This is a genomic window from Winkia sp. UMB3158 (assembly GCF_030217145.1).
Lineage (GTDB): Bacteria > Actinomycetota > Actinomycetes > Actinomycetales > Actinomycetaceae > Winkia > Winkia anitrata.
On sequence record NZ_JASONH010000003.1, the window covers coordinates 248,740 to 269,252 of the forward strand.

General features: G+C 56.5%; 22 protein-coding genes. 11 read left to right on the top strand and 11 right to left on the bottom strand.

The genetic code is table 11. The features are described 5' to 3' along the window. Positions 1–53: 53 nt before the first annotated feature. From QP400_RS04730 to QP400_RS04745, 4 genes are read left to right on the top strand one after another with little or no spacing between them, the layout of a single operon-like run. Complete coding sequence (locus QP400_RS04730; RefSeq protein WP_040315294.1) at positions 54–335, top strand: ATP-dependent Clp protease adaptor ClpS; 282 nt, start codon at positions 54–56, stop codon at positions 333–335. 1 nt (position 336) lies between these two features. Continuing rightward, positions 337–936, top strand: coding sequence for a DUF2017 family protein (locus QP400_RS04735; protein ID WP_004807587.1), 600 nt, complete (start codon positions 337–339; stop codon positions 934–936). Positions 937–945: 9 nt separating this feature from the next. After that, positions 946–1,749, top strand: coding sequence for a glutamate racemase (gene murI / locus QP400_RS04740; RefSeq protein ID WP_040315295.1), 804 nt, complete (start codon positions 946–948; stop codon positions 1,747–1,749). A 10-nt stretch (positions 1,750–1,759) separates the two neighbouring features. Further along, a complete protein-coding gene (locus QP400_RS04745; protein WP_004807593.1) occupies positions 1,760–2,563 on the top strand; it encodes an MBL fold metallo-hydrolase in 804 nt (267 codons plus the stop codon). A gap of 3 nt (positions 2,564–2,566) precedes the next feature. Here QP400_RS04745 and rdgB read toward each other — a convergent pair whose 3' ends face one another. Then, positions 2,567–3,190: an RdgB/HAM1 family non-canonical purine NTP pyrophosphatase gene (gene rdgB / locus QP400_RS04750; RefSeq protein ID WP_004807595.1), complete on the bottom strand. Its 624-nt coding sequence runs from the start codon at positions 3,188–3,190 to the stop codon at positions 2,567–2,569. Next, on the bottom strand, positions 3,183–3,917 hold the full coding sequence (gene rph / locus QP400_RS04755) for a ribonuclease PH (protein WP_040315296.1): 735 nt from the start codon (positions 3,915–3,917) through the stop codon (positions 3,183–3,185). The genes rdgB and rph overlap by 8 nt, the downstream gene beginning before the upstream one ends. Positions 3,918–3,975: 58 nt before the next feature. Between rph and nudC the strand changes: the two genes are divergently transcribed. Continuing rightward, on the top strand, positions 3,976–4,926 hold the full coding sequence (nudC, locus tag QP400_RS04760; RefSeq protein ID WP_048706849.1) for an NAD(+) diphosphatase: 951 nt from the start codon (positions 3,976–3,978) through the stop codon (positions 4,924–4,926). 20 nt (positions 4,927–4,946) lie between these two features. Beyond that, entirely contained in the window at positions 4,947–7,007 is a 2,061-nt protein-coding gene (locus QP400_RS04765) for an ATP-dependent helicase (RefSeq protein WP_004807600.1), read from the top strand. Here the strand turns inward: QP400_RS04765 and QP400_RS04770 are convergent. The 6 genes from QP400_RS04770 to QP400_RS04790 form a co-directional block, all read right to left on the bottom strand. Continuing rightward, on the bottom strand, positions 6,985–7,938 hold the full coding sequence (locus QP400_RS04770) for a hypothetical protein (RefSeq protein ID WP_004807601.1): 954 nt from the start codon (positions 7,936–7,938) through the stop codon (positions 6,985–6,987). The genes QP400_RS04765 and QP400_RS04770 overlap by 23 nt on opposite strands. An 85-nt stretch (positions 7,939–8,023) precedes the next feature. Continuing rightward, on the bottom strand, positions 8,024–9,538 hold the full coding sequence (locus QP400_RS04775; protein ID WP_004807603.1) for a zinc-dependent metalloprotease: 1,515 nt from the start codon (positions 9,536–9,538) through the stop codon (positions 8,024–8,026). Positions 9,539–9,736: 198 nt separating this feature from the next. Beyond that, a complete protein-coding gene (locus QP400_RS04780; RefSeq protein WP_004807605.1) occupies positions 9,737–10,570 on the bottom strand; it encodes a hypothetical protein in 834 nt (277 codons plus the stop codon). Then, entirely contained in the window at positions 10,557–11,153 is a 597-nt protein-coding gene (locus tag QP400_RS04785) for a DUF6318 family protein (protein ID WP_004807607.1), read from the bottom strand. Before QP400_RS04785 ends, QP400_RS04780 begins: the two co-directional genes overlap by 14 nt. 421 nt (positions 11,154–11,574) lie before the next feature. After that, the gene (locus QP400_RS10470; protein WP_219722209.1) at positions 11,575–11,685 is read right to left on the bottom strand and encodes a DUF6318 family protein; all 111 of its coding nucleotides are present in this window, start codon (positions 11,683–11,685) and stop codon (positions 11,575–11,577) included. A gap of 60 nt (positions 11,686–11,745) precedes the next feature. Continuing rightward, positions 11,746–12,447: a DUF6318 family protein gene (locus QP400_RS04790; RefSeq protein WP_040315297.1), complete on the bottom strand. Its 702-nt coding sequence runs from the start codon at positions 12,445–12,447 to the stop codon at positions 11,746–11,748. 108 nt (positions 12,448–12,555) lie between these two features. On the opposite strand from QP400_RS04790, the gene QP400_RS04795 reads away from it, so the two are divergent. Then, the gene (locus QP400_RS04795; protein ID WP_004807612.1) at positions 12,556–13,632 is read left to right on the top strand and encodes a YlbL family protein; all 1,077 of its coding nucleotides are present in this window, start codon (positions 12,556–12,558) and stop codon (positions 13,630–13,632) included. A gap of 3 nt (positions 13,633–13,635) precedes the next feature. On the opposite strand, the gene QP400_RS04800 is transcribed toward QP400_RS04795, so the two are convergent. Next, positions 13,636–14,175, bottom strand: coding sequence for a PPA1309 family protein (locus tag QP400_RS04800; RefSeq protein WP_004807614.1), 540 nt, complete (start codon positions 14,173–14,175; stop codon positions 13,636–13,638). A 146-nt stretch (positions 14,176–14,321) separates the two neighbouring features. Here QP400_RS04800 and QP400_RS04805 point away from each other — a divergent pair, with 146 nt between their 5' ends. Beyond that, positions 14,322–17,315 (top strand): UPF0182 family membrane protein, encoded by a 2,994-nt coding sequence (locus QP400_RS04805; protein WP_004807616.1) that lies wholly within the window; start codon positions 14,322–14,324, stop codon positions 17,313–17,315. Between the two features lie 72 nt (positions 17,316–17,387). Here QP400_RS04805 and QP400_RS04810 read toward each other — a convergent pair whose 3' ends face one another. Both QP400_RS04810 and QP400_RS04815 read right to left on the bottom strand, forming a co-directional pair. After that, positions 17,388–17,765: a fluoride efflux transporter FluC gene (locus QP400_RS04810; RefSeq protein WP_004807619.1), complete on the bottom strand. Its 378-nt coding sequence runs from the start codon at positions 17,763–17,765 to the stop codon at positions 17,388–17,390. 1 nt (position 17,766) lies between these two features. Beyond that, the gene (locus QP400_RS04815; protein WP_004807622.1) at positions 17,767–18,228 is read right to left on the bottom strand and encodes a fluoride efflux transporter FluC; all 462 of its coding nucleotides are present in this window, start codon (positions 18,226–18,228) and stop codon (positions 17,767–17,769) included. Between the two features lie 33 nt (positions 18,229–18,261). On the opposite strand from QP400_RS04815, the gene aroD reads away from it, so the two are divergent. Genes aroD through QP400_RS04830 form a run of 3 tightly spaced genes read left to right on the top strand, consistent with a single transcriptional unit; the run spans position 18,262 to position 20,461 of the window. Then, entirely contained in the window at positions 18,262–18,951 is a 690-nt protein-coding gene (gene aroD, locus QP400_RS04820) for a type I 3-dehydroquinate dehydratase (protein ID WP_048706855.1), read from the top strand. Between the two features lie 47 nt (positions 18,952–18,998). Further along, positions 18,999–19,835, top strand: a complete 837-nt coding sequence (locus QP400_RS04825; RefSeq protein WP_004807625.1) for an inositol monophosphatase family protein — start codon at positions 18,999–19,001, stop codon at positions 19,833–19,835. 2 nt (positions 19,836–19,837) lie between these two features. Then, positions 19,838–20,461: a TetR/AcrR family transcriptional regulator gene (locus QP400_RS04830; RefSeq protein ID WP_004807627.1), complete on the top strand. Its 624-nt coding sequence runs from the start codon at positions 19,838–19,840 to the stop codon at positions 20,459–20,461. The last annotated feature ends 52 nt before the right edge of the window (positions 20,462–20,513 follow it).

The following is a 20,513-nucleotide window of genomic DNA, read 5'->3' on the forward strand; positions in this document are numbered from 1 at the left end:
TTTGACTGTCTCATTTGCCAATATTTGAGCCGAAACCTGTTTACTCTAGTGGCATGAGTCAGAGTTCACCTCAGATGCGGCCCAAGCTAGCGGCGCAGCATGTCTGGTCGGTCCAGATCTGGGATGATCCGGTGAATCTAGATCCGTATTTACAGCGGGTGTTAGTGAAACAGTTTGGGCTCAGTCTTGAAGCTGCTACTGAAAGAGTTGCCCTATTACGAACCCGGGGGAAGGTCTCGGTAGCCACCGGCCCGCGCGAGCGTGCCGAGGCGATTGCCGCTGCGCTACACGAATACGGTATTTCTGCCACCGTTTCGCAGCAGTTCGGGGACTAACATGCAGGCCTTTACCAGTGCCGAGGGCGGCTATCTTGCGGGGGTGAGCAGGGAAGAACGGGAAATCCTCTTGCAGGCAATCGCCGAGGTTGTGCGCGCCCTGGACGCGCCTTTGCCCAGAGGTGAACTGTTACAGGCACTGCGCGCTTTGGAACCGGAAGAGGAACGCGAACAACCCAATTCGTTGTCGCTTCGTCGACTATTGCCCCCACTGTCCGAGAATCCTAGAATCGCGGCCCAGCTGCGTGCCTTAACCGAGGATTCGCTGCGTTCGGTCAAATCGGAGCGGTTGCAGGTTCTTGAAAAGGAACTGGCCGAACCTTCGGGTCCCGACGGGCAAATCTTCGTTCCCGAAGAGCAAGTGTGGCAATGGCTTGCTGGCATAAACGATCTGCGCCTTTCCATCTCGGGCGCTTTGGGAATACCTGCCGAGACACCCGGCGGGGTGGGGGTGGCTGACGTGCAAGAGCACTTTGGTCCCCAAAAATGTGATCCGACAGAAGAACAACGCAATGTTTTTGTGGCCTCCGTCTATTCTGCGTTGGGGTGGTGGCAGACTTCACTGATAGAGCGCATGGAGGCAAGCACTCAACCAACGTAGTCTGGAACTGTGAATGATGCGCCGATTGGGATATTTGACTCTGGGTTAGGTGGGCTAACTGTGGCCCGCTCTGTTATCGACCAGTTGCCGCATGAATCCGTGTACTACGTCGGAGACACTGCAAACACCCCATACGGAGAGAAGTCGATTCCGCAGGTGCGCGAACTCGCCCTGGCGGTGATGGACGATCTGGTGTCTAAACGCGGCGTGAAGATGCTTGTCATTGCCTGTAACACTGCTACGGCGGCGGTACTACACGACGCTCGCGAGCGCTACACCGCTAAGGCGGGAATCCCCGTTGTAGAGGTAATTCGCCCGGCGGCTAGGCGCGCAGTTGAGGCAACTCGTAACAATCGCATCGGAATTATTGGGACGAAGGCAACGGTTCGCTCAGGCGCTTATGCGGATGCTCTGGCTGCTGTGCCGGGATTGCACGTTACGCAGCAGGCATGCCCACGGTTCGTGGAATTTGTAGAATCTGGTATCACTACTGGCGACGAGGTGCTCAAGGTCGCTAGAGAATACTTGCAACCGGTAAAAGAAGCCGGGGTGGACACGCTGATCTTAGGATGTACCCACTATCCGCTACTGCAGGGGGCCATCAGTTACGTTATGGGTCCGAAGGTGACGTTGGTGTCCTCCTCGGATGAAACGGCAGCTGATGTTTACCGCGAACTCATGGTTCGCGACCTTGAGGCGACGCGAGGCGAGCCTGCACACCGTTTTACTTGCACGGGTCCCACCGAACCGTTCATGTCATTGGCAAAACGGATTATGGGACCGGGCATCCCGGTAATTCCAGAAAGCACTTAGGAGTGACGAAGTGAAGCTCACTGTTCTTGGCGCATCAGGATCCATGTCTGGTCCGAATTCTGCAGCTTCCAGCTACTTGGTTTCAGCTGGGAGTACTCAGATCGTTATGGACATGGGGCCCGGCTCATTCGGGGCTTTGCTGCGTAACACCGATCCGGCGGACCTAGACGCGATCTTCCTTTCCCACTTGCATGCTGATCACTGCACCGACATTTTGTCGATGCAGGTTTACCGCCGCTGGCATCCCAAAGGAAAGCTGAGGCCGGTACCCGTTTATGCGCCCTCGGGGATCGTAGAGCGGGTGCGCGGTATTGAGGGCAACTCTGACACTTCTGAAACTTACGCGGACGTGTTTGATTTTCGCCCTCTACCGGCGGATGTGCAGATAGGCGATCTGCACGTTCGTTCCACCGCCGTGTACCACTCGGTAGAGGCATACGCGCTCACCGTTGAAGGGCCAAGTGAGGGCGGCGGTTCGGCGTCCCTTTGCTACAGCGGCGACACTGACGAATGCGACGGCGTAGTAGAAGCATGCGCCGGGGTGGACCTGTTCCTGTGCGAATGCGGTTTCACTAGCGAAGACACCGCCGAAGGGATACACCTGAACGGTATCAAGGCTGCCCGCGTTGCAGCCAAGGGGCAAGCCTGCAAACTGCTGCTAACCCACATCCAACCGTGGACTGAGGCAAGCGTATGCCTGAACGAAGCCGAAGGGTTCCTAAAGAGCCCAGAGGGCGAACAGCTGGCAGGAACTGCGGGGCTCCTTAACGCCAAAGTAGGCCTTGCCGAAGACGGCAAGACCTACCTGCTGTAGCAGCTACAAGAGCGGGGCAATGTCCTTTGCCAAGGCCCTAAAAGAGATGCCACGGTGACTGATCTGGTTCTTCTGTTCGGGGCTCATCTGTGCGGTAGTTACCTCGTAGCCGTCAGGACGGAAGATCGGGTCGTAACCAAACCCGCCCTCGCCGTGGCGTTCGTGCAATAACTGGCCAGATACCTTACCCATGCGTACAACCTCGGTGCCATCGGGCAGAACCAAGGCCGCAGCGGACACGAAGGCGGCACCGCGATACTTATCGGGCACGTCAGCTAGTTGACCTAAAAGCAGGTCCAAGTTAGCGGCGTCATCGCCGTGGCGTCCCGCCCACCGGGCCGAGAAGATCCCCGGGGCTCCACCTAAAACGTCCACGCAGATACCCGAATCGTCCGCAATCGCAGGCAGCCCGGTGGCATCAGTTAGTGCGTGAGCCTTCAGCAGCGCATTCTGTTCGAAAGTCACCCCATCTTCTTTGGGCTCAGGTGCACCCAGCCCAGCCGCAGATACGACGGCGTCAGGATCAAAATTATTCAATTCCTCGGCCAAGATCTGGTGCAGTTCAAACAACTTGTGCTGGTTGTGCGTGGCAAGTACCAGCTTCACCTTGTCAGAGAGCTTATTCATCCAGGGCAGCCTTCTGTAGTTGGGCCAGATTAGCGCATCCGGCCTCAGCCAGATCTAGCAGCTTGCCCAATTCGGAACGATCAAACGGAGCGCCCTCTGCGGTGCCCTGGACCTCTACGAACTTGCCGGAACCAGTCATTACCACGTTCATGTCAGTTTCGGCGCGCACGTCCTCTTCGTAAGGCAAATCTAGCCTGGGTTCTCCGTCAATGATGCCGACCGAAATGGCACTAACCGAATCTGTCAGCACGGGGTTCTTCCCATCGGCGCGGATCAGCCCCTGCTTCTGGCCATAACGCACCGCATCCACGAGGGCGACATAAGCGCCAGTAATAGAAGCGGTACGGGTGCCCCCGTCCGCCTGTAACACGTCACAGTCAAGCACAATAGTGTTCTCGCCAAGTGCCTCAGTGTCGATGATGGCGCGCAACGAACGGCCGATCAGTCGAGAGATCTCGTGGGTGCGGCCGCCAATCTTGCCCTTCCTAGACTCGCGCTGGGAGCGCGTCGAAGTGGCGCGGGGCAGCATCGAATATTCGGCAGTTACCCAACCGCGTCCCTGTCCCTTGAGCCACCTGGGCACCCCTTCTGTCAGAGAAGCCACGCACAGCACAGTGGTATTACCAAAGGAAATCAGTACGTTCCCTTCGCCCTCATTTAGCCAATTGCGTTTGATTTCTACCTTACGAAGCTCATCTACTTCGCGTCCGTCTGCTCTACTAGTCATACCTTTACCATACAGGCGCGCGCAGGCAGAGCCAGCCCGGAAGCAATAGTGTAAAGGCATGGTGCAAAAACTTCCCCTAGCCCGCGGTGGCATAGATGCAGCCAGTCAAGACCGAGCAAATGTTGACCTAGCAGCCCTTGCGGCTGCAGCCCCCGTAATAGCGGTAGACATGCGGCGGCGCGTCCTGTTGCGACAAGAGGACAAACCCGCTTTAGCTGCCCTGACGCCCTCGGAAATAAGGCGGGAATTCTCCAGCCTCACCCAAGCTATTGCACAGGGGCGGATCTTCTTTCTGGGCAAAGTCGAAGGCAAGCCGGTACTTGGCTGCCACGTTTCGGATCTAGATTCCTTTAGGGGGCGGCGGATCAGCTCAATCCGCCAGGTAGGAGCATTACTAAGCCCGGCAGATTCTTCGCTCGCATCGGCAGCCATTGCGCTCGCGGTGTGGCACTCGGGGGCCGCATACTGCCCAGTGTGTGGGGCCAATACCGTTGCGCAAGCAGGCGGGTGGGAACGTAAATGTTCCGGATGCGGCAAAATAAGCTATCCGCGCACTGACCCATCAATTATCTGTTCGGTCATTGATGAGCAGGATCGGCTCCTAATCGCACACAATATTGCCTGGCAGGAGGGCCGTATTTCTGTTCTGGCCGGTTACGTAGAAGCAGGTGAAGCTGCAGAAGAGACGGTGCACCGCGAGATTGCCGAAGAGGTGGGATTGAGCGTTTGTAACGTGCAGTATTTATATTCGCAAGCCTGGCCATACCCACGCTCTTTGATGCTGGCATTTACTGCGACCACAGCCGCGACGGACGCGGACATAGTGTGCCAGGAGGACGAAATCGGGTGGGCCAAGTTCGTCACCAGAGAAGAATTTATTTCGCTTGCTAAGAAGCAACAGATAATTGTTCCCTCCGATACCACAATCGCTGCTAGCATGATCGAGCGCTGGCTAGGCCAGCCGCTTCCCAGACCTGAAGGGGAGGGCGCTAGTCTCATCTGTCAGTAGTAGGAGGCACAATCTAGACCATGGAACCTGCCAAATTGCTTGACGCCCTCGATCCGGAACAACGCAGGGTAGCCCAGCAGGTGACGGGGCCGTTAGTGGTAAGGGCCGGTGCCGGTACTGGCAAGACTCGGGCTATCACTTACAAGATTGCCTACGCGGTTGCCAGCGGTGTCTACGACACTCATGACGTGCTGGCAGTTACTTTCACTACCAGGGCGGCATCAGAGATGTCTGCCAGGCTGCGCGCCCTAGGAGTGCCGGGGGTGCAGGCGCGCACTTTCCACTCGGCAGCCCTGCGGCAGCTGCGGTATTTCTGGCCCACAGCGGTCGGCGGCCCCCCACCAAATCTTGTTGACCACAAGGCGCCGCTCGTAGCGGCGGCTGCTTCCAGGTTGGGCCTGCGCGCGGATAAAACTACGGTGCGCGATTTGGCATCCGAAATTGAGTGGGCCAAAGTGTCTTTGATCAGTCCGTCTGATTACGTGCAGACGGTTACAGAGCTAGGGCGGGACATGCCTGCCGAGCTTACGGCGGAGCAGACCGCTCGGTTGCTTACGGTATACCAGAGCGTGAAGAGCGAACGCGGCGTCATCGATTTTGAGGACGTGCTTCTGCTAACCGTGGGGATGCTTGCCGAGCGGGGGGACATAGCCGCAAAAGTGCGGGCGCAATACAAACACTTCGTGGTAGACGAATATCAGGACGTGTCCCCGCTGCAACAAGAACTGCTCAACCAGTGGGTCGGTTCGCGCAACAACCTATGCGTAGTTGGCGATGTTGCCCAGACCATCTACTCCTTTACCGGGGCTACTTCAAAATATCTGGTGGATTTTCCCAAGCGTTTTCCGGGGGCCGGAGAAGTTGAGCTAGTTCGCAACTATCGGTCGTCGCCGCAGGTGGTGTCTCTGGCCAACCGGATTGTGCGCAACATGGGCAGGGGCACCAGTAAGTTGCAGGGCGCAGTGCAGCTACAAACCCAACGGGAAATTGGAAAGGCTGTGCAATACTACGTCTACAGTGATGACGAGGCCGAAGCGCGGGCGGTCGTGCAGCAAATTATTAAGTTGCGTGATAGTGGGGTAAATCTGGCTGACCAGGCCATCTTGTATCGCATTAACGCCCAATCTCAGGCTTTTGAACAGGCATTGTCTGAAGCTGGGATTGGCTACTTGGTGCGCGGAGCCGAAAAATATTTCAATCGGCAAGAGATCCGCAAGGCAATGGTCCTTATTCGATCTATGGCCAAGGCTGGCTCCCCAATTCCGCTTACCCAAGCTGTAGCCGATGCTGCCTCCTCTGTGGGGTGGACGGCGTCTCCGCCGGCAGGCACGGGCGCGGTGCGGGAACGCTGGGACGCGCTGGACGCCCTCGTAAAGTTGGGCGAAGACCGGGCCCAAAAGGGGCTAAGCCTGCGCGATTTTGCGGCGGAACTGGAAGAGCGGGCCGCCTCGGCGAACGCGCCGCAAATAAATGGCGTAACCCTGTCCTCAGTGCATGCTGCCAAGGGCCTTGAGTGGGATGCTGTTTTCTTTGTGGGGGTATCCGAGGGGTTATTCCCCATTTCGCAGGCGCAGACTCCGCAACAAATTGCTGAAGAACAACGCTTGGCATATGTGGCAGTCACCCGGGCTCGCAGCCATCTGCACGTTTCTTACGCCAAGGCTCGTTCCGAGGGGCGGCGGGCCACCAGGAAGCCTTCCCGCTTCTTTGATGGGATTTGGCCTCGGGAAGTATCCCGGACGCCTGCGCTCAGCAAAGCAACAGGGAGGGCGGCAGCGAAGGAATTTGAAGAGGAAGCCAGCCCAGCAGAGAAGGAGCTCTTCGAAAAATTACGCACATGGCGTGCGGCAGTAGCGAAGGGGATATCTAAGCCTGCTTTTACTGTGCTTACAGACGTGACCTTACGAGATACCGCCACTGTGCGCCCGGCTACGGTCAAGCAACTGTCACTGATACGAGGGATTGGCAGGGTAAAACTTGACCAGTATGGGGCAGCAATACTGGCGGTAGTGCGCGGCGAGGATCCGGCGCGCATCGCAAAGAAAACTTTGGCTAATTTTACTGACTTGGCTGCAGACTAGCCCCGCACCCGCATCGCGGTTCAACCTGCCAATGCTGGTAGGTTGGAATTGGACTGTCAGTTGTGAACGTCCAGGTCGCACCCACGGTGTCAGGGATGCGGCCCCGCGCTAAATCGGCTGCTTGACGCACGATAAACGCGCCTACAGCAAAAGTGAGGATAGATTCGGCCCGTTGGGGAAGGGTCTTGCCTAACATGCATTTTAAGTTGGCCCACAGCGGATCTTTTCGTTGTTTGGCAATGTCAACGCAGTTGATACACGGTGAAGCTGAAGGCATGACTAACGGTCCCACCTCTATAGAAGTGTCCAATACGGTTACCAGTAGATGAGGGATTCCGTCGAACATGTAAGGAAGCGCTCGGCTCGCGTCCGCTGTCGGACTAGAGATCAAGATGGCAAAATTGGCCGGACCTCGAAAGGGCATTGTGGTGGGGGATATCTTCTGCCGTACTAGCTGCGCGCGTGGGGAGCCCACGTCCTCGGAGCGGTAAAACAGTCCAACATCTTGGTCACTCACTGGGGCAGGATCCTTCGGATCGATGCGGAGGAACCCGGCTTTCGACAACAGTACTGCGGTGTGTGCACCTAAAGGATCAAGGCCTTCGATTCTGGTGCGCAAGTAGGCGCGGGCCTGCACCCCTTTTGCTGATCCTTCTTGCCGCACCCACCACTCTTGATCCGTCCCGGCCGGCCTGGTTCGCCCGTGCCAGACCATGTTGGCTTCCGACAGGAGGCCCCAGATCTGCTGATAGTCCTCTTGGGGAAGGGCACGCCTGCGTTTTGTTCCAGTCTTCGCCCTTCCGAGGGCGTGGATGTAGTTGCGCTGCTGCCTAGTTAGCCCTTCTAACCTGCAGGCGAGTGGTGGTGCGGTACCAAGCTGTATCGCTCCGCCGGGAAGCGAAACGATTGGAACTCCGGGCTTCAATCTCATAATTCCCCCTAACAGGTCAAGGGTTTCATGAGTTTGTAGCTGCTACGGCAGAAGCAAAAATGCTGTGGAAAAGCCTGTGGATAACCTACTCGTTGGGGTCGTCAGAGTCACCGGAGTCTGCAGAGTCCTCGTCTTGGGATTCCTTGATCTGCTGCTGTCCGGCCGATTCGTCGCCAGCATCTAGGCCTTTCGCGTATCCCAAGGTGCCGTCTAGTAACGCTTCGAGTTCGGCATCTACCTGGGCGTCGGCCTCGGCTGCTTCTTGGCGCCCCTCCAGGAATGAGTCCGGGTTGTCCAGCTCTTCTGCTGTGGGCATCACGTCGGGGTGGGACCAGTACTTGTCCCGCTCGGCTTGGCCTACTTTATCGCCGAGAACGCGCCAGAGTTTAGCTGCATCTCGGACACGTTTCGGCCGTAGTTCTAGACCCATTAGCTGGGCTAGTACTTGCTCAGCGGGGCCCCCCTGAGAACGTCGCCTCCGCATCATCTCTTGTAGTGGGGCAGCCGCGGGAAGATAGGCGCTGCACGCCTTGGCGGTTACTTCTTCGACCCACCCTTCGACTACTGCGAGGATAGTTTCGACCTCTTTTTTGGCCTGTTCTTGTGCCTCGGAGGAAGTGGGGGAGAGCATGCCGGAAGACATGGCTTCTTGGATGTGTGCCGGATCCATGGAATCTAGATCGCGAACCGCCTGCTCAATGTGGTCGAAGTCTATTTGGATCTGAGCGGAGTACTTGCTTATGGCGCGGAGTAGGTAGGAGCGCAGCCACGGGGCAGCATTGTAAAGGCGAGCGGAAGCTGCCTCGCGTACTGCTAGGTACTGCAGCACGGCGTCAGCTCCGATTCCCAGGTCAGTTCCAAAATCATACACATTTGAAACGACTAAGGCAGTAAGGGAGTCATCAGAGAGGGGCAGCCCCACATCGGTAGAGCCTAGGGCTTGGCCTGCTAGAGTACCAATGGCCTGCCCGATCTGCATGGCGAACACCGATCCGGACATTCGTCGAACCATGTCCGCTGGGTTCATCTTTCCTAGGGCTCCAGAGATGCCGAGGCCCGGAATTGCGAAGGAGCCTTCCGCCTGGTCGAGTCCCATTCGTCCGAGCTGCTGAGAGAGGGCATCGGTCATGGCGTCAGCGGCGTGGGTGGCAACTGGCATGCACATGACTTTCCAGGTTGGCAGTGTCTGTCTGATCCATTCGGCCCGCGACCATGCGTGCCTATTTGCTTTTCCGGGGGTCAACACCGTCACTGAATCGAGCCACAGGTCAGCTATTGACAGCGCATCACGTGCTCTGGCGGCCTGCGCGGCGGTTGGGGCCGGATCCGGTTTTGTGGAGCTGGTTTGGATAGCAATCTGCGAGACCATATCCCAATCCAGGGCTTCAGATGAGCCAGAGAACAACTGGGTTACAGACTGTATTAGGTGTTGTATCTGGGTGGGATCCTTCGGTAGGTTCATACCTCCGGTAATTGCCTGAGGATCCAGCCCGCTTTGCCGCATCTGCTCTAGCATGCGTTCAGCGGCCTCGTCGCCCAGTAGCTGGCGTAGCATCTGCTCAATGCCAGATAGGTCGTCGTTGCTGTTAGAGTCGGCCATTTTCGATTCCCCCACTTGTCGGTTGCGACCAGTTTACAGGGCAAGGCATTTGACCTCGCTACGGGGATAGGAGTTATCGCCATCGGAGGAAGTGAGCATTGCCCGGGGCAGGCCTATTGGCGCGGCAGGGGCGATTAGGCAGTTCCGGGTGCACCTGCCGATGCTGTGCAGATGAGCTCTTTTCTTTTAGAGGGCGGGTTAGTGCCCTTGTTGTTTCTCGGCGTCATCTGTGAGGACGGTGCTGGTATTGCGGACGCGAAATGGGGTGGAAGTTGAGGTAGTGGTCATTAGCTCGTCTACTTTTTGATAGGGGTGACCGGCTGCCTGGTAGTAGACCTCCCAGGTGGTGGTTAGTGTTATTTGCCGCTGCTCGGCTGGGGCGTACAGGTGGGTGATGTTTTGGTTTGGGTAGGGCAATCCTGGGGAAGTGGTTGTGGTAGTTTTTCCGTCTGCCCAGTCCCATTCGTATTTAATGGGGCGAGCTTTGAGAGTCACTGCTATTGGCCCCACATTGATGGTTTGGACTTGGGATTTTGCCGTCGTATAGGCGATTACCGGGGGATCGCCTGGCAGCACTGCATCGGTGTCCGGCTGACGGCGCACCGCGGGTGCCTGCAGGTCGGCGCTTTGTATCCATCTGTGTACTTGGGCTGGTACGGCTGCTAGAGCCTGTTGAACTGGGCTAGGCGCCTGCGCAGTAGAGGTGGGCGCAGGCGGACACAGTGGGAGGAGAGCCTGATAATACACGGCAAATGGGTAAAATAAGCCTGATGTGTCGCGGCAGGGGAGGGGATCCTGAGAATGGGTAGCAGGCGTCGCGGTCGCGCCCACCTGGGGCTGATAGCTCTGATTCGAGTATCCTGTAGAACCACCGTTGCCAGGAGTCGACTGTGAAAGCTCAAGAATTATTGATTGTGAGCTGTTCTTAGCTCCTAATATGACCGGGCTCTTGTCATCGGCTACAGCGGCCCCAGGGGTGAAAAATGCGAAAGCTATGCATATGGCAATGCAGGCGATCTTATTTTTGAGCATTTTCGCGAAGAGCCTCTTCAAGTCGTTGGGAGCGGAAATCTCTTACTTCCCACATATTGTCGCGATAGATGAGGTTTATGCCGTATAGAAAGATGCCGCCGCTGATTCGATCTTCTGGCTCTTTGATGGAGGTATAAGTCGGAAATGAGACCTTAAACTGCGTATAAAAAATGTCGCCTTCTTTGGGATGGGCTACATCCGGACTAACAGACGCTTTCTTACCGGTCCACTTACCGTCTGCTTTTAGCTTAGTTTCAATTTCTGTAAACGTTTCTTGTGCGCTGCCTTCTTTTGCGAGTACTTGCTGCATCGGTCGGGTATTGCCGGACTGGATGGCGTAGTCATGGGCTTCTATAAAGTATTTGCCGGTGGCGATGGCGCCTTCCTGAGTGTTGCGCTGGGCCTCAAGGGGAAGAATTGGCGGTCCGTCTTCCCACCCTGACTTTGGGGTTGGTTTTTGTGAGCGGCTTTGGGAACTGGTCGGGGATTGCTTGGGGGAGGAATCTGCTTGGGTGGTGCAGCCGCTACAGAGGAGGGCGCCAACTATTGCGACAGCAGTAAGATGCTTCGTTGCATGTTTCACGTTTTCAAAGTTACCGGATGCTTTTCTGTCCCCGCAACAGGTGTTGCCGCCCCTGTGGAAAACTGCTTTTTCTGGAAGTGATCGGGGGCGGCAGAATGGTTAGTGGTGGCGCCTGGGTTGACTCAGCTTTCCCTATTCTTCTATCCGCACGGAGGCCAAATTTTGCGTTCCAGGCTCCATCTTGATTAGAGAAAGCTGATCCCGCAATTGAGCATCTCTACACTGTTCTTCTTTATGGGGTATCGACTGAGGTGGGCGGAAAGAGGCGTACAAGGTATGGGGCGTAGAATACTCCACCGTCCCTGGGCTCCGCTGCTACGAATTTCGTGGATATCTTGTCCTTGACCCACAAACCTGTTTTGTTGATATTGGCTCTTATGTAGGGGTCCTTCAGGGCAAGTCTTTTCCTGGCGAGGGCCTGTTACACTTGCTCGGTATTTCCGGTCTGTACGGCATAGTCGTGGGTATCTATAAAGTATTCGCCGGAGGCAACTGCGCCTTCTCTTGTGTCGGGCTGCGCCTCGATGGGAATGAGGCGGACAGACCTCTATCCTGATTTTTGGGAAGGGGGCCGCCTGGGCAGCAAGAGCGGCTACTGGATGTTAGTTGCCGATGCTTGCTTGTGGCCTATCTTGTATGGATCCTGACTGTCGCGGGAAGGCGTGCGTCTTCCGTTGACGTCGTGTATCTGCCACCTGCCAGACTTGAAAGTAGCGTGCACGATATATTCTCCGGTAGACCGAGAACCTGTAATGGCTATGGTGACGACATACCTGCTGTCGCTGAGCCGCTGTACGTTTGCGACCTCGCCGTAAGTTGCGGCCCCTTTTACTGGCCCGTATTCCGTTAGCGTTTTGCGGATTGCCTGCAATTTCTGTTGTATGGGGGCACCCGTCTCGGCGACTCTGTCCAGCGGCTCCATATTTCCAGTACTCATTGCGTAATAGTGTGCCTCTAAGAAGTATTTAGCGGCGGCAATAGCACCTGTCTTGCTTTTCTCATGTAAATTCGCCGGCAGTTTGGGAGCGGTGCGCGCTGTCGGATCAGAGCTTGGCGAACTATTTCCGTATTCTTCGGACTCCTGGTCTTCTTGACGCTCTTCCTCTGAGTAGTCCCCGTCCCCTTCGTCGCTGTCTGAGAAGTTGTGGTCGTGGTCGCTACTCGACCGGTTGGTTGATTCCTCTGTTGGGGAAGAGTCGTCGCTGTCGGAGCTAAAAGGCGTGATGATGCACCCTGTGCATAGCAGGGTTATGGCGGTTGCGATAGCTAAAAAATGTGATGTTGTATGTCTCACACTTTATAGATATTGCGCCGCTGTCTCCGCTGCAACAGTAACGCGCAGAATGTCCAGTACATAGGCTCTTTTTAGGTAAGGGATAAGAAATCTTGGCACAATGGGGCCGTGGAAGAAAAACGTCCTTGGTATCGCAAGAAGTCTGCTCTAGGTGTAGCTGCTGTGGCGGTTGCTGCAATCGCTGCGGTGGCAGTGCCGTTACCGTACGTGATCGAGAGTCCCGGGCCCACTTTTAACGTGTTGGAAAAGCAGGGAGACAAAAAGGTGATTTCCGTGTCGGGGGCGACAACGTATCCCACCTCCGGGTCGCTGCGGATGGTAACCGTGTCGATGCGTGGGGGACCTGGCGCTAACGTGTCTCTGGCCGAATTAGTGGCGGCGTACTTGCGCGGGCACAGCCAGATAACTCCGGAAGAGGAAGTGTTTCCCAAGAATGTTACCCGCGAGCAGATCGAACAGGCCGCGGCGGCGCAGATGCAGGGCTCCCAGCAGAATGCGGAGGCTGCGGCTCTTGCCGAGCTCGGTTACAAGGTGCCCGCCATCTTCGAGATCATGCATGTTGCCAAAGGTACCGATGCTGACGGCAAGCTGAAAAAGGGCGATAAGATTCTTAGAATTTCCGAGGGCGGTAATTCTGTAACCACTGATACTGCCGGCTCCCTGTTCGCTTTTCTGAAGAAGGTGCCGCCTAAGAAAGTGGTGACGGTTAAGGTGCGTCGCGCTGGTAGGGACCAGGATGTTGCTGTGCGCACTTCCAAGGCCGAAGGTAGACGAGGCTCCGTTATGGGGGTCGTCCTAAAGCCCGATGTGAAACTGCCGGTAAAGGTGAATATTGCCCTGGCTGACGTTGGTGGACCCAGCGCCGGAACTATGTTCGCCCTCGGGATTATTGATCAGCTGACCCCGGGCGCGATGACTGGCGGCAAGCAGATTGCCGGCACGGGAGCCATTCGCATGGATGGCGAGGTCGAAGCTATTTCTGGTGTGCCCCAGAAGATGGCTGGTGCCTACGCAGATGGGGCAAGGTACTTCCTGGTCCCAAGACAGAACTGTGCGGACACTAATGGGGCGATACCCAAAGGAATGCGAGTAGTTCGCATAGATACTTTGACCGATGCTCGCGCGGCGGTGGAAAGCATTGGGAAGGGCAAGGTTGATGCGCTCCCAACCTGCTCCACGAAGTAGCCGCTATGCAGAGGGTGCGAAAGTGGCTAGCAGCGCCTTCTCTAGATCTGGTACCAACCCGGAGGAAGCTACTACCTGATCCTCGCTGTCGTGAGAGCGGGTGCGCACAGCAGTAAAAGAGGCGCCGGAGCGAAGCGCGCCAGCTACCATGCGGACCTCGTCTCGATCCGGGTGGGACATCAAGAACTCGGTGCGCTCCTGCGGATCTTCAGGAGCTTCGGCCTCGACCTGTGGGGGAACGATGATGCGCTCCATAGCCACTGCTGCGCCCTCGACCATCGGCGGCCATTCAATGCGTGCAAGCATGTCCCCAATATCTTCAGACACGTTCTCTTGTAAGACAGCCGTCAGGTTATCTGGCGAGGACTCCAGGAGCATGGTCAGCTTCTGTTTTGAGTCGTCATCCAACGCCTCGCCCTGCTCCAGAACAAAGCGGGTAGGAACGAGGGCGAAGAGGGAAGGGGCCTGGTTCCAGCCGAGGCCGGCGAGTTCCCGCTCAATGTCGTAGATTGCTGCAGCTAGTGCTTCTGGGGCTATATCCATGCCTAAATAGTGCCACTATCTAACATTCCTGCCCAATTCGTTAAGCCTGGTGTGAACGTAGCGGGCCCAGCTCCAACTAGTTGGAGGACAGGGAACAAAACGTGAAACAATAGGAGTGATTTTAACCCCTACGCACTAGGAAAGCTGTGAGTTCTAACAATCAGTTTCCCGGCTTCCCGGATTTTGGGAATTTTGGTAAAGGGCGGGCAGGCCGCTCCAGTGCGGCAAAACCGCAGTTGCCAAAGTTCAAGAAACCGGGACCGCTTGGTATTACCGTAATAATTTTGGCAGCGTTGTTGCTGTTCATCGTCCTGATGGCAGGGCTCTGGACCGAGGTCTTGTGGTACAAGCAGCTCGGGTATTTGCAGATCCTGTTCACCCAGTGGGGCTCGGCGGCCCTGATGGGATTGGTCGGCTTTGTGCTGGCGTTTGTGATCGTCGTAGTGAATATTTTCTTGGCGGTGCGCTCTATGAAACCGGGGCGCTCTGCCGCGTCGGTATCTGAGTATTCACGCCAGATCATCTCTCACCCGAAAATATTTACCTTCGGCATCGCTGCGCTAGTGGGCATCTATTCCGTGCTGAAATTGGCTCCTTCGTGGAGCGTGCTGCAGGTGGCGTTGAATTCCACCCCCTTCGGCAAGAAGGATCCTATTTGGGGATTTGACCTATCCTTCTTCACATTCCAGTTGCCGCTTCTAGACTTGTTGTCCTCGGCAACTCTTGCAATGGTCGCAACTGCGGCCGTGGCGACCGCGGTCATCTACTACTTGGGTGGGGCAATTCAAGTAACCCCGAAGGTGCACGTGCGGCGTGGTGCTCGTATTCACCTGGGCATCCTCGCTGGCATCTTGTCGCTGCTGGTGGGACTGCGCTACATCGTTGGGCGTTTTAACATGCTGGCGCAGCAAGGTGGGCCTACAGATGGCGCAATGTACACGGACATTAACGCGGCGCTGCCGGCGAATACCATCCTGGCCGTGATCAGTGCGCTGATCGCCATTCTGTTCTTTGTGGCGGCATTCAAAGGCACCTGGCGCCTTCCCGTTGCGGGCCTGGTCGTTCTAGTGGTGTCCTCACTGGTAATTGGCTTCGGCTACCCGATGCTGATGCAACGTTTCAAGGTGGATCCGAACGCGAAGGCACTGGAATCTACCTACATTCAGCACAACATCGACGCTACTTTAGCGGCGTTCGGCATGGACGATCTGGAATACAAGACCACCTCGGCAACAACAAAGGCCGAGGCCGGACAGTTGGCGGAAGACCAGGCTTCGACCTCGCAAATCCGTCTGCTAGACCCCGAGATCATTTCCCCGACCGTGCGGCAATTACAGCAGTCACGCCCCTATTACACCTTCCCAGAGCAGTTCGCCGTCGACCGCTATAAGGTAGATGGCGAAAAGGCAGACACGGTGATCGCGGTTCGCGATATAAACCAGGAAGGTCTCTCGCAAGGGCAGCGTACGTGGGTTAACGATCACACGGTCTACACTCACGGCTTCGGCGCAGTGGCAGCTTTCGGCAACAAGGTCACCCCGGACGGGCTACCGGCTTACTGGGAACATTCGATTCCTTCCCGCGGCAAGATGGGCGACTATGAACCGCGCATCTACTTCTCGCCGCAAAGCCCGCAGTATTCCGTCGTGGGGGCGCCCAAGGGCAGTGCCCCGCAGGAACTCGACTATCCAGACGACAATGCGGAATCAGGCCAGGTAAACAACACCTTCCAGGGCAATGGTGGTCCTTCGCTTGGAAACTTCTGGAACAAGTTCCTGTATGCTCTGCGATTCCAGTCCACTGACCTGTTCTTCAGTGACCAGGTAAACGAGAAGTCGCAGATCCTCTACGATCGCGATCCGTCCTTGCGCGTGGCAAAGGCCGCCCCATACCTGACGCTGGACCGCAAGCCGTACCCGGCAGTGGTTGACGTGGATGGGGACCCGAAGACGCCGAAGCGTCTGGTTTGGATCGTGGACGGGTACACAACCTCGAACGCGTATCCGTACGCAGAACACGTATCGGTAGATTCTGTCACTGACGATTCGCGTACTAACGACGAGGAGCAGTTCACTCCGCGCAGCCAGATCAACTACATGCGCAACTCGGTGAAGGCCGTGGTGGATGCCTACGACGGCTCCGTCTCGCTGTACCAGTGGGACAAGCAGGATCCGGTGCTGCGCACCTGGCAAAAGGTTTTCCCCGGAAAGATCAAGCCGATCTCAGAGATCTCCGGCGACCTTATGGCACACCTGCGCTACCCAGAGGACCTATTCAAGGTGCAGCGCAAACTGCTAGAGACCTATCACGTCACCCAAGCTGAAAAGTTCTACACCGGTGGCGACCAGTGGAAGCTGTCTGAAGATCCCACGGTGTCGGTACCAAAGAACGAGTCTGCTCCGGTGCAGCCGCCGTACTACCTGACCATGAAGATGCCTTCGCAGCCCAGCGCTGAATTCTCGCTCACCTCGGTGTTTATTCCCGGTGGCGGATCGAAGCGTGCAGCAATGGCAGGATTCCTGGCAGTGGATTCCGAAACCGGTTCTGAGGCCGGCAAGGTCCGAGAAGGATATGGCAAGCTGCGTCTGATGGCGCTGCCGTCCTCGACTACGGTCCCTGGGCCCGGGCAGGTACAGAACAACTTCAACTCGGATCAACGGGTATCGAAGGAATTGAACTTGCAGGACCAGCAGGGCACCAAGGTTTTGCGTGGCAACCTGCTGACTTTGCCAGTTGGTGGCGGCCTGCTGTACATCCAACCGGTCTACGTGCAGTCAACAGGTACCACTTCCTACCCGCAGCTGCGTTCCGTCCTGACCTCGTTCGGTGACAAGGTAGGCTTCGCGTCTACGCTGGAAGAATCTCTGAACCAGGTCTTTGGCGGTGACGCCGCAGCGTCGACCTCATCGGTAATTGGCGGCGAGGGTGCAAAGAAGCCCACTGCCGAAAAGGTTGAGCAGAGTGCAGACCAGAAGCTGCAAAGCGCCTTGCAGGATGCCAAGGCTGCCCTGGACTCGGGCGGAAAGGCCCTGTCTAACCAGAATTGGAGCGAATACGGCAAGTCGCAAGAAGCGCTCAAGAAGGCTCTTGAGGAGGCCGTAAAGGCTGACCAGGAGCGGGCAAAAGCTAAAACCAAGTAGCCGGCGCGTACAATAAAATAAGGATCCGGGCTTCGGCTCGGATCCTTATTTTATTGCGAAAAAACTACAGAACTACAGCCAAGTATTGGCCAGTGCGATGCCCGCAGCACACAGTGCCATCCCTAGGATCACCGGCAAGATTGCCAGCGCCAACCCGCGGGCGACTTTGCCTCCTCTTATGGCATTGACCGCCTCTAACATGGCAGTTGAAAAAGTGGTGAAACCACCTAGAAAACCGGTGGCAAGCAGGTAGTGTCCCGAGGCCCCAAGTGGCCCATCAGCCGAGAGCGCAGCAACGATGCCTATCAGAAAGCAGCCGACCATGTTAACAAGGACTGTTCCTGCCATAGACCAAAATACTTTGGTGAGCGCATCAATGCAGTAGCGGCAGACCGCTCCTAGCGCGCCCGCCAGAGAGGCGCCGAGTAGAAGTATGACGGAAGGTATCATGCTAATCCCTTACCCTGATCAACCAGGACAAACCGATCTGCCCACAAAGAAGGCCGGAGATCGCCGCAGCCAGTCCCAGCGAAATTATGGCCCCGCCCTCAACAATTGCAGACAGTGATGGCCCTTGCGCGGAATTGGACATGGCAAGGGCGAAAGAAGAAAAGGTAGTGAAAGATCCCATGAACCCAGTGCCGAACAGCAAATAGTACTTGTCGAAGACACTGGAGATGCGGTTCTCGCGGGCACGAGCTGCCCGCCCGGCAATAAAGCCGAGCAGAAAAGCCCCAAGTACATTGACAATGGCTGTCGACCAGGGAACCACTAGCCAATCTAGGGGAAGGTTCTGTTCCAACAGGTCAAAGAGTGCCCTGGCTAGTGTTCCGAAAAAACCGCCAGTTGCCACTAGCGCGATATTTTTCAGGCTCCACACGTGCCAGAGCGCAGGATTTTTTCCAAAGCGCATAAACTCAGGTTATCGCAATGCAATATAGGGGGAATGGTGAGGGAAGTTTACCTGGCAGACGTCGCGTTGGGCAGTGGGCGAGCCAAAATTATCGTGGCTGTGGCATCTGCCGAGGACGTGCGCCTAGCACTCGAATCAGAATGCGACATTGTAGAGGTGCGCGCCGACCTGGCCCCCACCGAATGGGAGGAACTGCTGCAAGCAGTGCGCGGCAGGCGCCCAATTTTGGCCACCGTGCGTTCTGAATCCGAGGGCGGCAAATGCCCCGACGCCCTTTACGAAGAAACAGTCACCCGCTTGCTAGCGCAAAGTCCTGAGGCCATCGATGTACAAGTAGACCATCCCGCGGCGGCCACCCTGGTGCAACGCGCGCACGAAGTGGGGTGCAAGGTAGTGGGCTCGTTCCACGATTTTGCGGCTACGCCCTCGGTAGAAAAGATCTGCGAAAAATTTGCGGACGCCAGCGAGCTGGGCGCCGACGTGTGCAAGGTTGCACTCATGCCACATGGTGGAAAGGACGTGCTTACCGTCCTAGAAGCGCTCCGCCTAACAGCCGCCGAAATAAATAGGCCCCTTATAGGTATTGCCATGGGGAAGGTGGGGCAGCTATCTAGGCTGGCCGGGCCCGATTTCGGCAATTGTGCCACCTTCGCTGCAGCTGGAAATGCTTCCGCTCCAGGGCAGCTGCGGGTAGATCAACTCCGGCAGATTATTTGTGACTAAGCCGCATTTTGCGCAAAAAAATGTTTTTGATGTGGGAACCTTAACACATGGAATCCTATTCGTTGCCAATTTCGGAAGCTACCAGGGACGGGCTGTGGGCGCACGCCAAAGACGTTGCTATTCAGGCCGCCCAGTTGGCAGCAAAACGCGCAAGTGAGGGCAAGAATGTTCTTGCCCAGACCAAGTCTTCGCCGGTGGATCCGGTAACCCAGGTCGATCGCGAGGTCGAATCCCTAATTAGGCAGCGCCTCAAGCAGGTCCGTCCCGATGACGGCCTCATGGGCGAGGAAGCGGGGATCGAAGGCGGCAATACGGGCCTGTTCTGGATCATAGATCCGATCGATGGCACTGTGAATTTCATTCGCGAAGTCGCCCCCGCGGCAGTATCTATTTCTTGCGTGTACGGTTCCGTAGATCCGACTACCTGGGTGCCCGTAGTAGGAGTGGTAGCCGAGATCGGTACGGGCAGGCTGTACCATGCTGGCGCCGGCGCGGGAGCCTACTTGGGTGACACCCCAATTCATGTCTCCTCCCTGCAGGATCTAGACCTGGCTCTGGTGGCTACCGGGTTCGCTTACGATGCGCAGGTGAGGGCCAGGCAAGGCAAGTTTCTTGCGACGGTGACCGCAGATGTCGCAGATGTCTACAGAAGGGGGAGCGCCGCCCTCGACCTGTGCGCCCTTGCCTCCGGCGCGGTAGACATTTTCTACGAAGAAACGTTGCAACCGTGGGATCTAGCGGCGGGCAGCTTGATCTGTAAGGAAGCGGGTGCCCTCGTGAGCGACGGGCAAGGCGGTCCGGCATGCGAACATATGCTTACGGCTGCAAACCCCACGTTGGCTAATATTTTTAACCAGAGAATTTCGTCTACTTACTGGGAGTAAAAGTGGCATCAGAGTTTGAGACTGCGAACAAACTGATCGATGCCACAAGGCAGATAGTAGTTTCCCAGGGCATAGAAGGGTGTTCACTCGAGAAGATCTGCTCCAAGGCAGGCTTTACCAGGGGTGCCTTTTATTCGAATTTCTCCACTAAAGATGAACTGTTCGAAGCCCTTGCCGAGGACGAATACGCCCGCCTCATAGATGGGCTTACCGAGACCGTGGAAGGCTGGCGGCAGCAGGATCCCAGTGAGGCAACTATGGAGAAGTTGCTCGACGAGGTTTTGCAGGTACTACAGCTTGATCGTGATTTTTACGTGCTGCATTCCGAATTGCTGAACCGTTCGGTACGCGACCCGAAGTGGGGGATGCGCCTGGCCTACATAAATGCCGAGTTCATCCAGAAGATTGCAGCCGTGTTGCAGACTATTGCCAAAGCTACCCACCGGCATTTGGTCGTCGACGCTATTCCGCTAGCGCATGCGGTTGTTGGGGTGGCGCTTCGCGCTGCCAACATTGGGGCCATGCGCACTGCGTTGAAAGGTGAACCGCTAGTGCACACGGAGCCAGCGGCTGATGTGATCAACATGTTGCTGACTTTAATTTATGCCGCTACCGAGGGCCACTAGGTCGTACAAAACAGCTTAAAACTGCCGCAAACCAGCCATGGGCAGCGGTAAT

Coding starts and splice junctions, on each gene's coding strand:
- QP400_RS04730 (WP_040315294.1), top strand. CDS start 54: ATGAGTCAGAGTTCACCTCAGATGCGGCCCAAGCTAGCGGCGCAGCAT.
- QP400_RS04735 (WP_004807587.1), top strand. CDS start 337: ATGCAGGCCTTTACCAGTGCCGAGGGCGGCTATCTTGCGGGGGTGAGC.
- rdgB (WP_004807595.1), bottom strand. CDS start 3,190: ATGAATAAGCTCTCTGACAAGGTGAAGCTGGTACTTGCCACGCACAAC.
- rph (WP_040315296.1), bottom strand. CDS start 3,917: ATGACTAGTAGAGCAGACGGACGCGAAGTAGATGAGCTTCGTAAGGTA.
- nudC (WP_048706849.1), top strand. CDS start 3,976: ATGGTGCAAAAACTTCCCCTAGCCCGCGGTGGCATAGATGCAGCCAGT.
- QP400_RS04765 (WP_004807600.1), top strand. CDS start 4,947: ATGGAACCTGCCAAATTGCTTGACGCCCTCGATCCGGAACAACGCAGG.
- QP400_RS04770 (WP_004807601.1), bottom strand. CDS start 7,938: ATGAGATTGAAGCCCGGAGTTCCAATCGTTTCGCTTCCCGGCGGAGCG.
- QP400_RS04775 (WP_004807603.1), bottom strand. CDS start 9,538: ATGGCCGACTCTAACAGCAACGACGACCTATCTGGCATTGAGCAGATG.
- QP400_RS04780 (WP_004807605.1), bottom strand. CDS start 10,570: ATGCTCAAAAATAAGATCGCCTGCATTGCCATATGCATAGCTTTCGCA.
- QP400_RS04800 (WP_004807614.1), bottom strand. CDS start 14,175: ATGGATATAGCCCCAGAAGCACTAGCTGCAGCAATCTACGACATTGAG.
- QP400_RS04810 (WP_004807619.1), bottom strand. CDS start 17,765: ATGATACCTTCCGTCATACTTCTACTCGGCGCCTCTCTGGCGGGCGCG.
- QP400_RS04815 (WP_004807622.1), bottom strand. CDS start 18,228: ATGCGCTTTGGAAAAAATCCTGCGCTCTGGCACGTGTGGAGCCTGAAA.
- aroD (WP_048706855.1), top strand. CDS start 18,262: ATGGTGAGGGAAGTTTACCTGGCAGACGTCGCGTTGGGCAGTGGGCGA.
- QP400_RS04825 (WP_004807625.1), top strand. CDS start 18,999: ATGGAATCCTATTCGTTGCCAATTTCGGAAGCTACCAGGGACGGGCTG.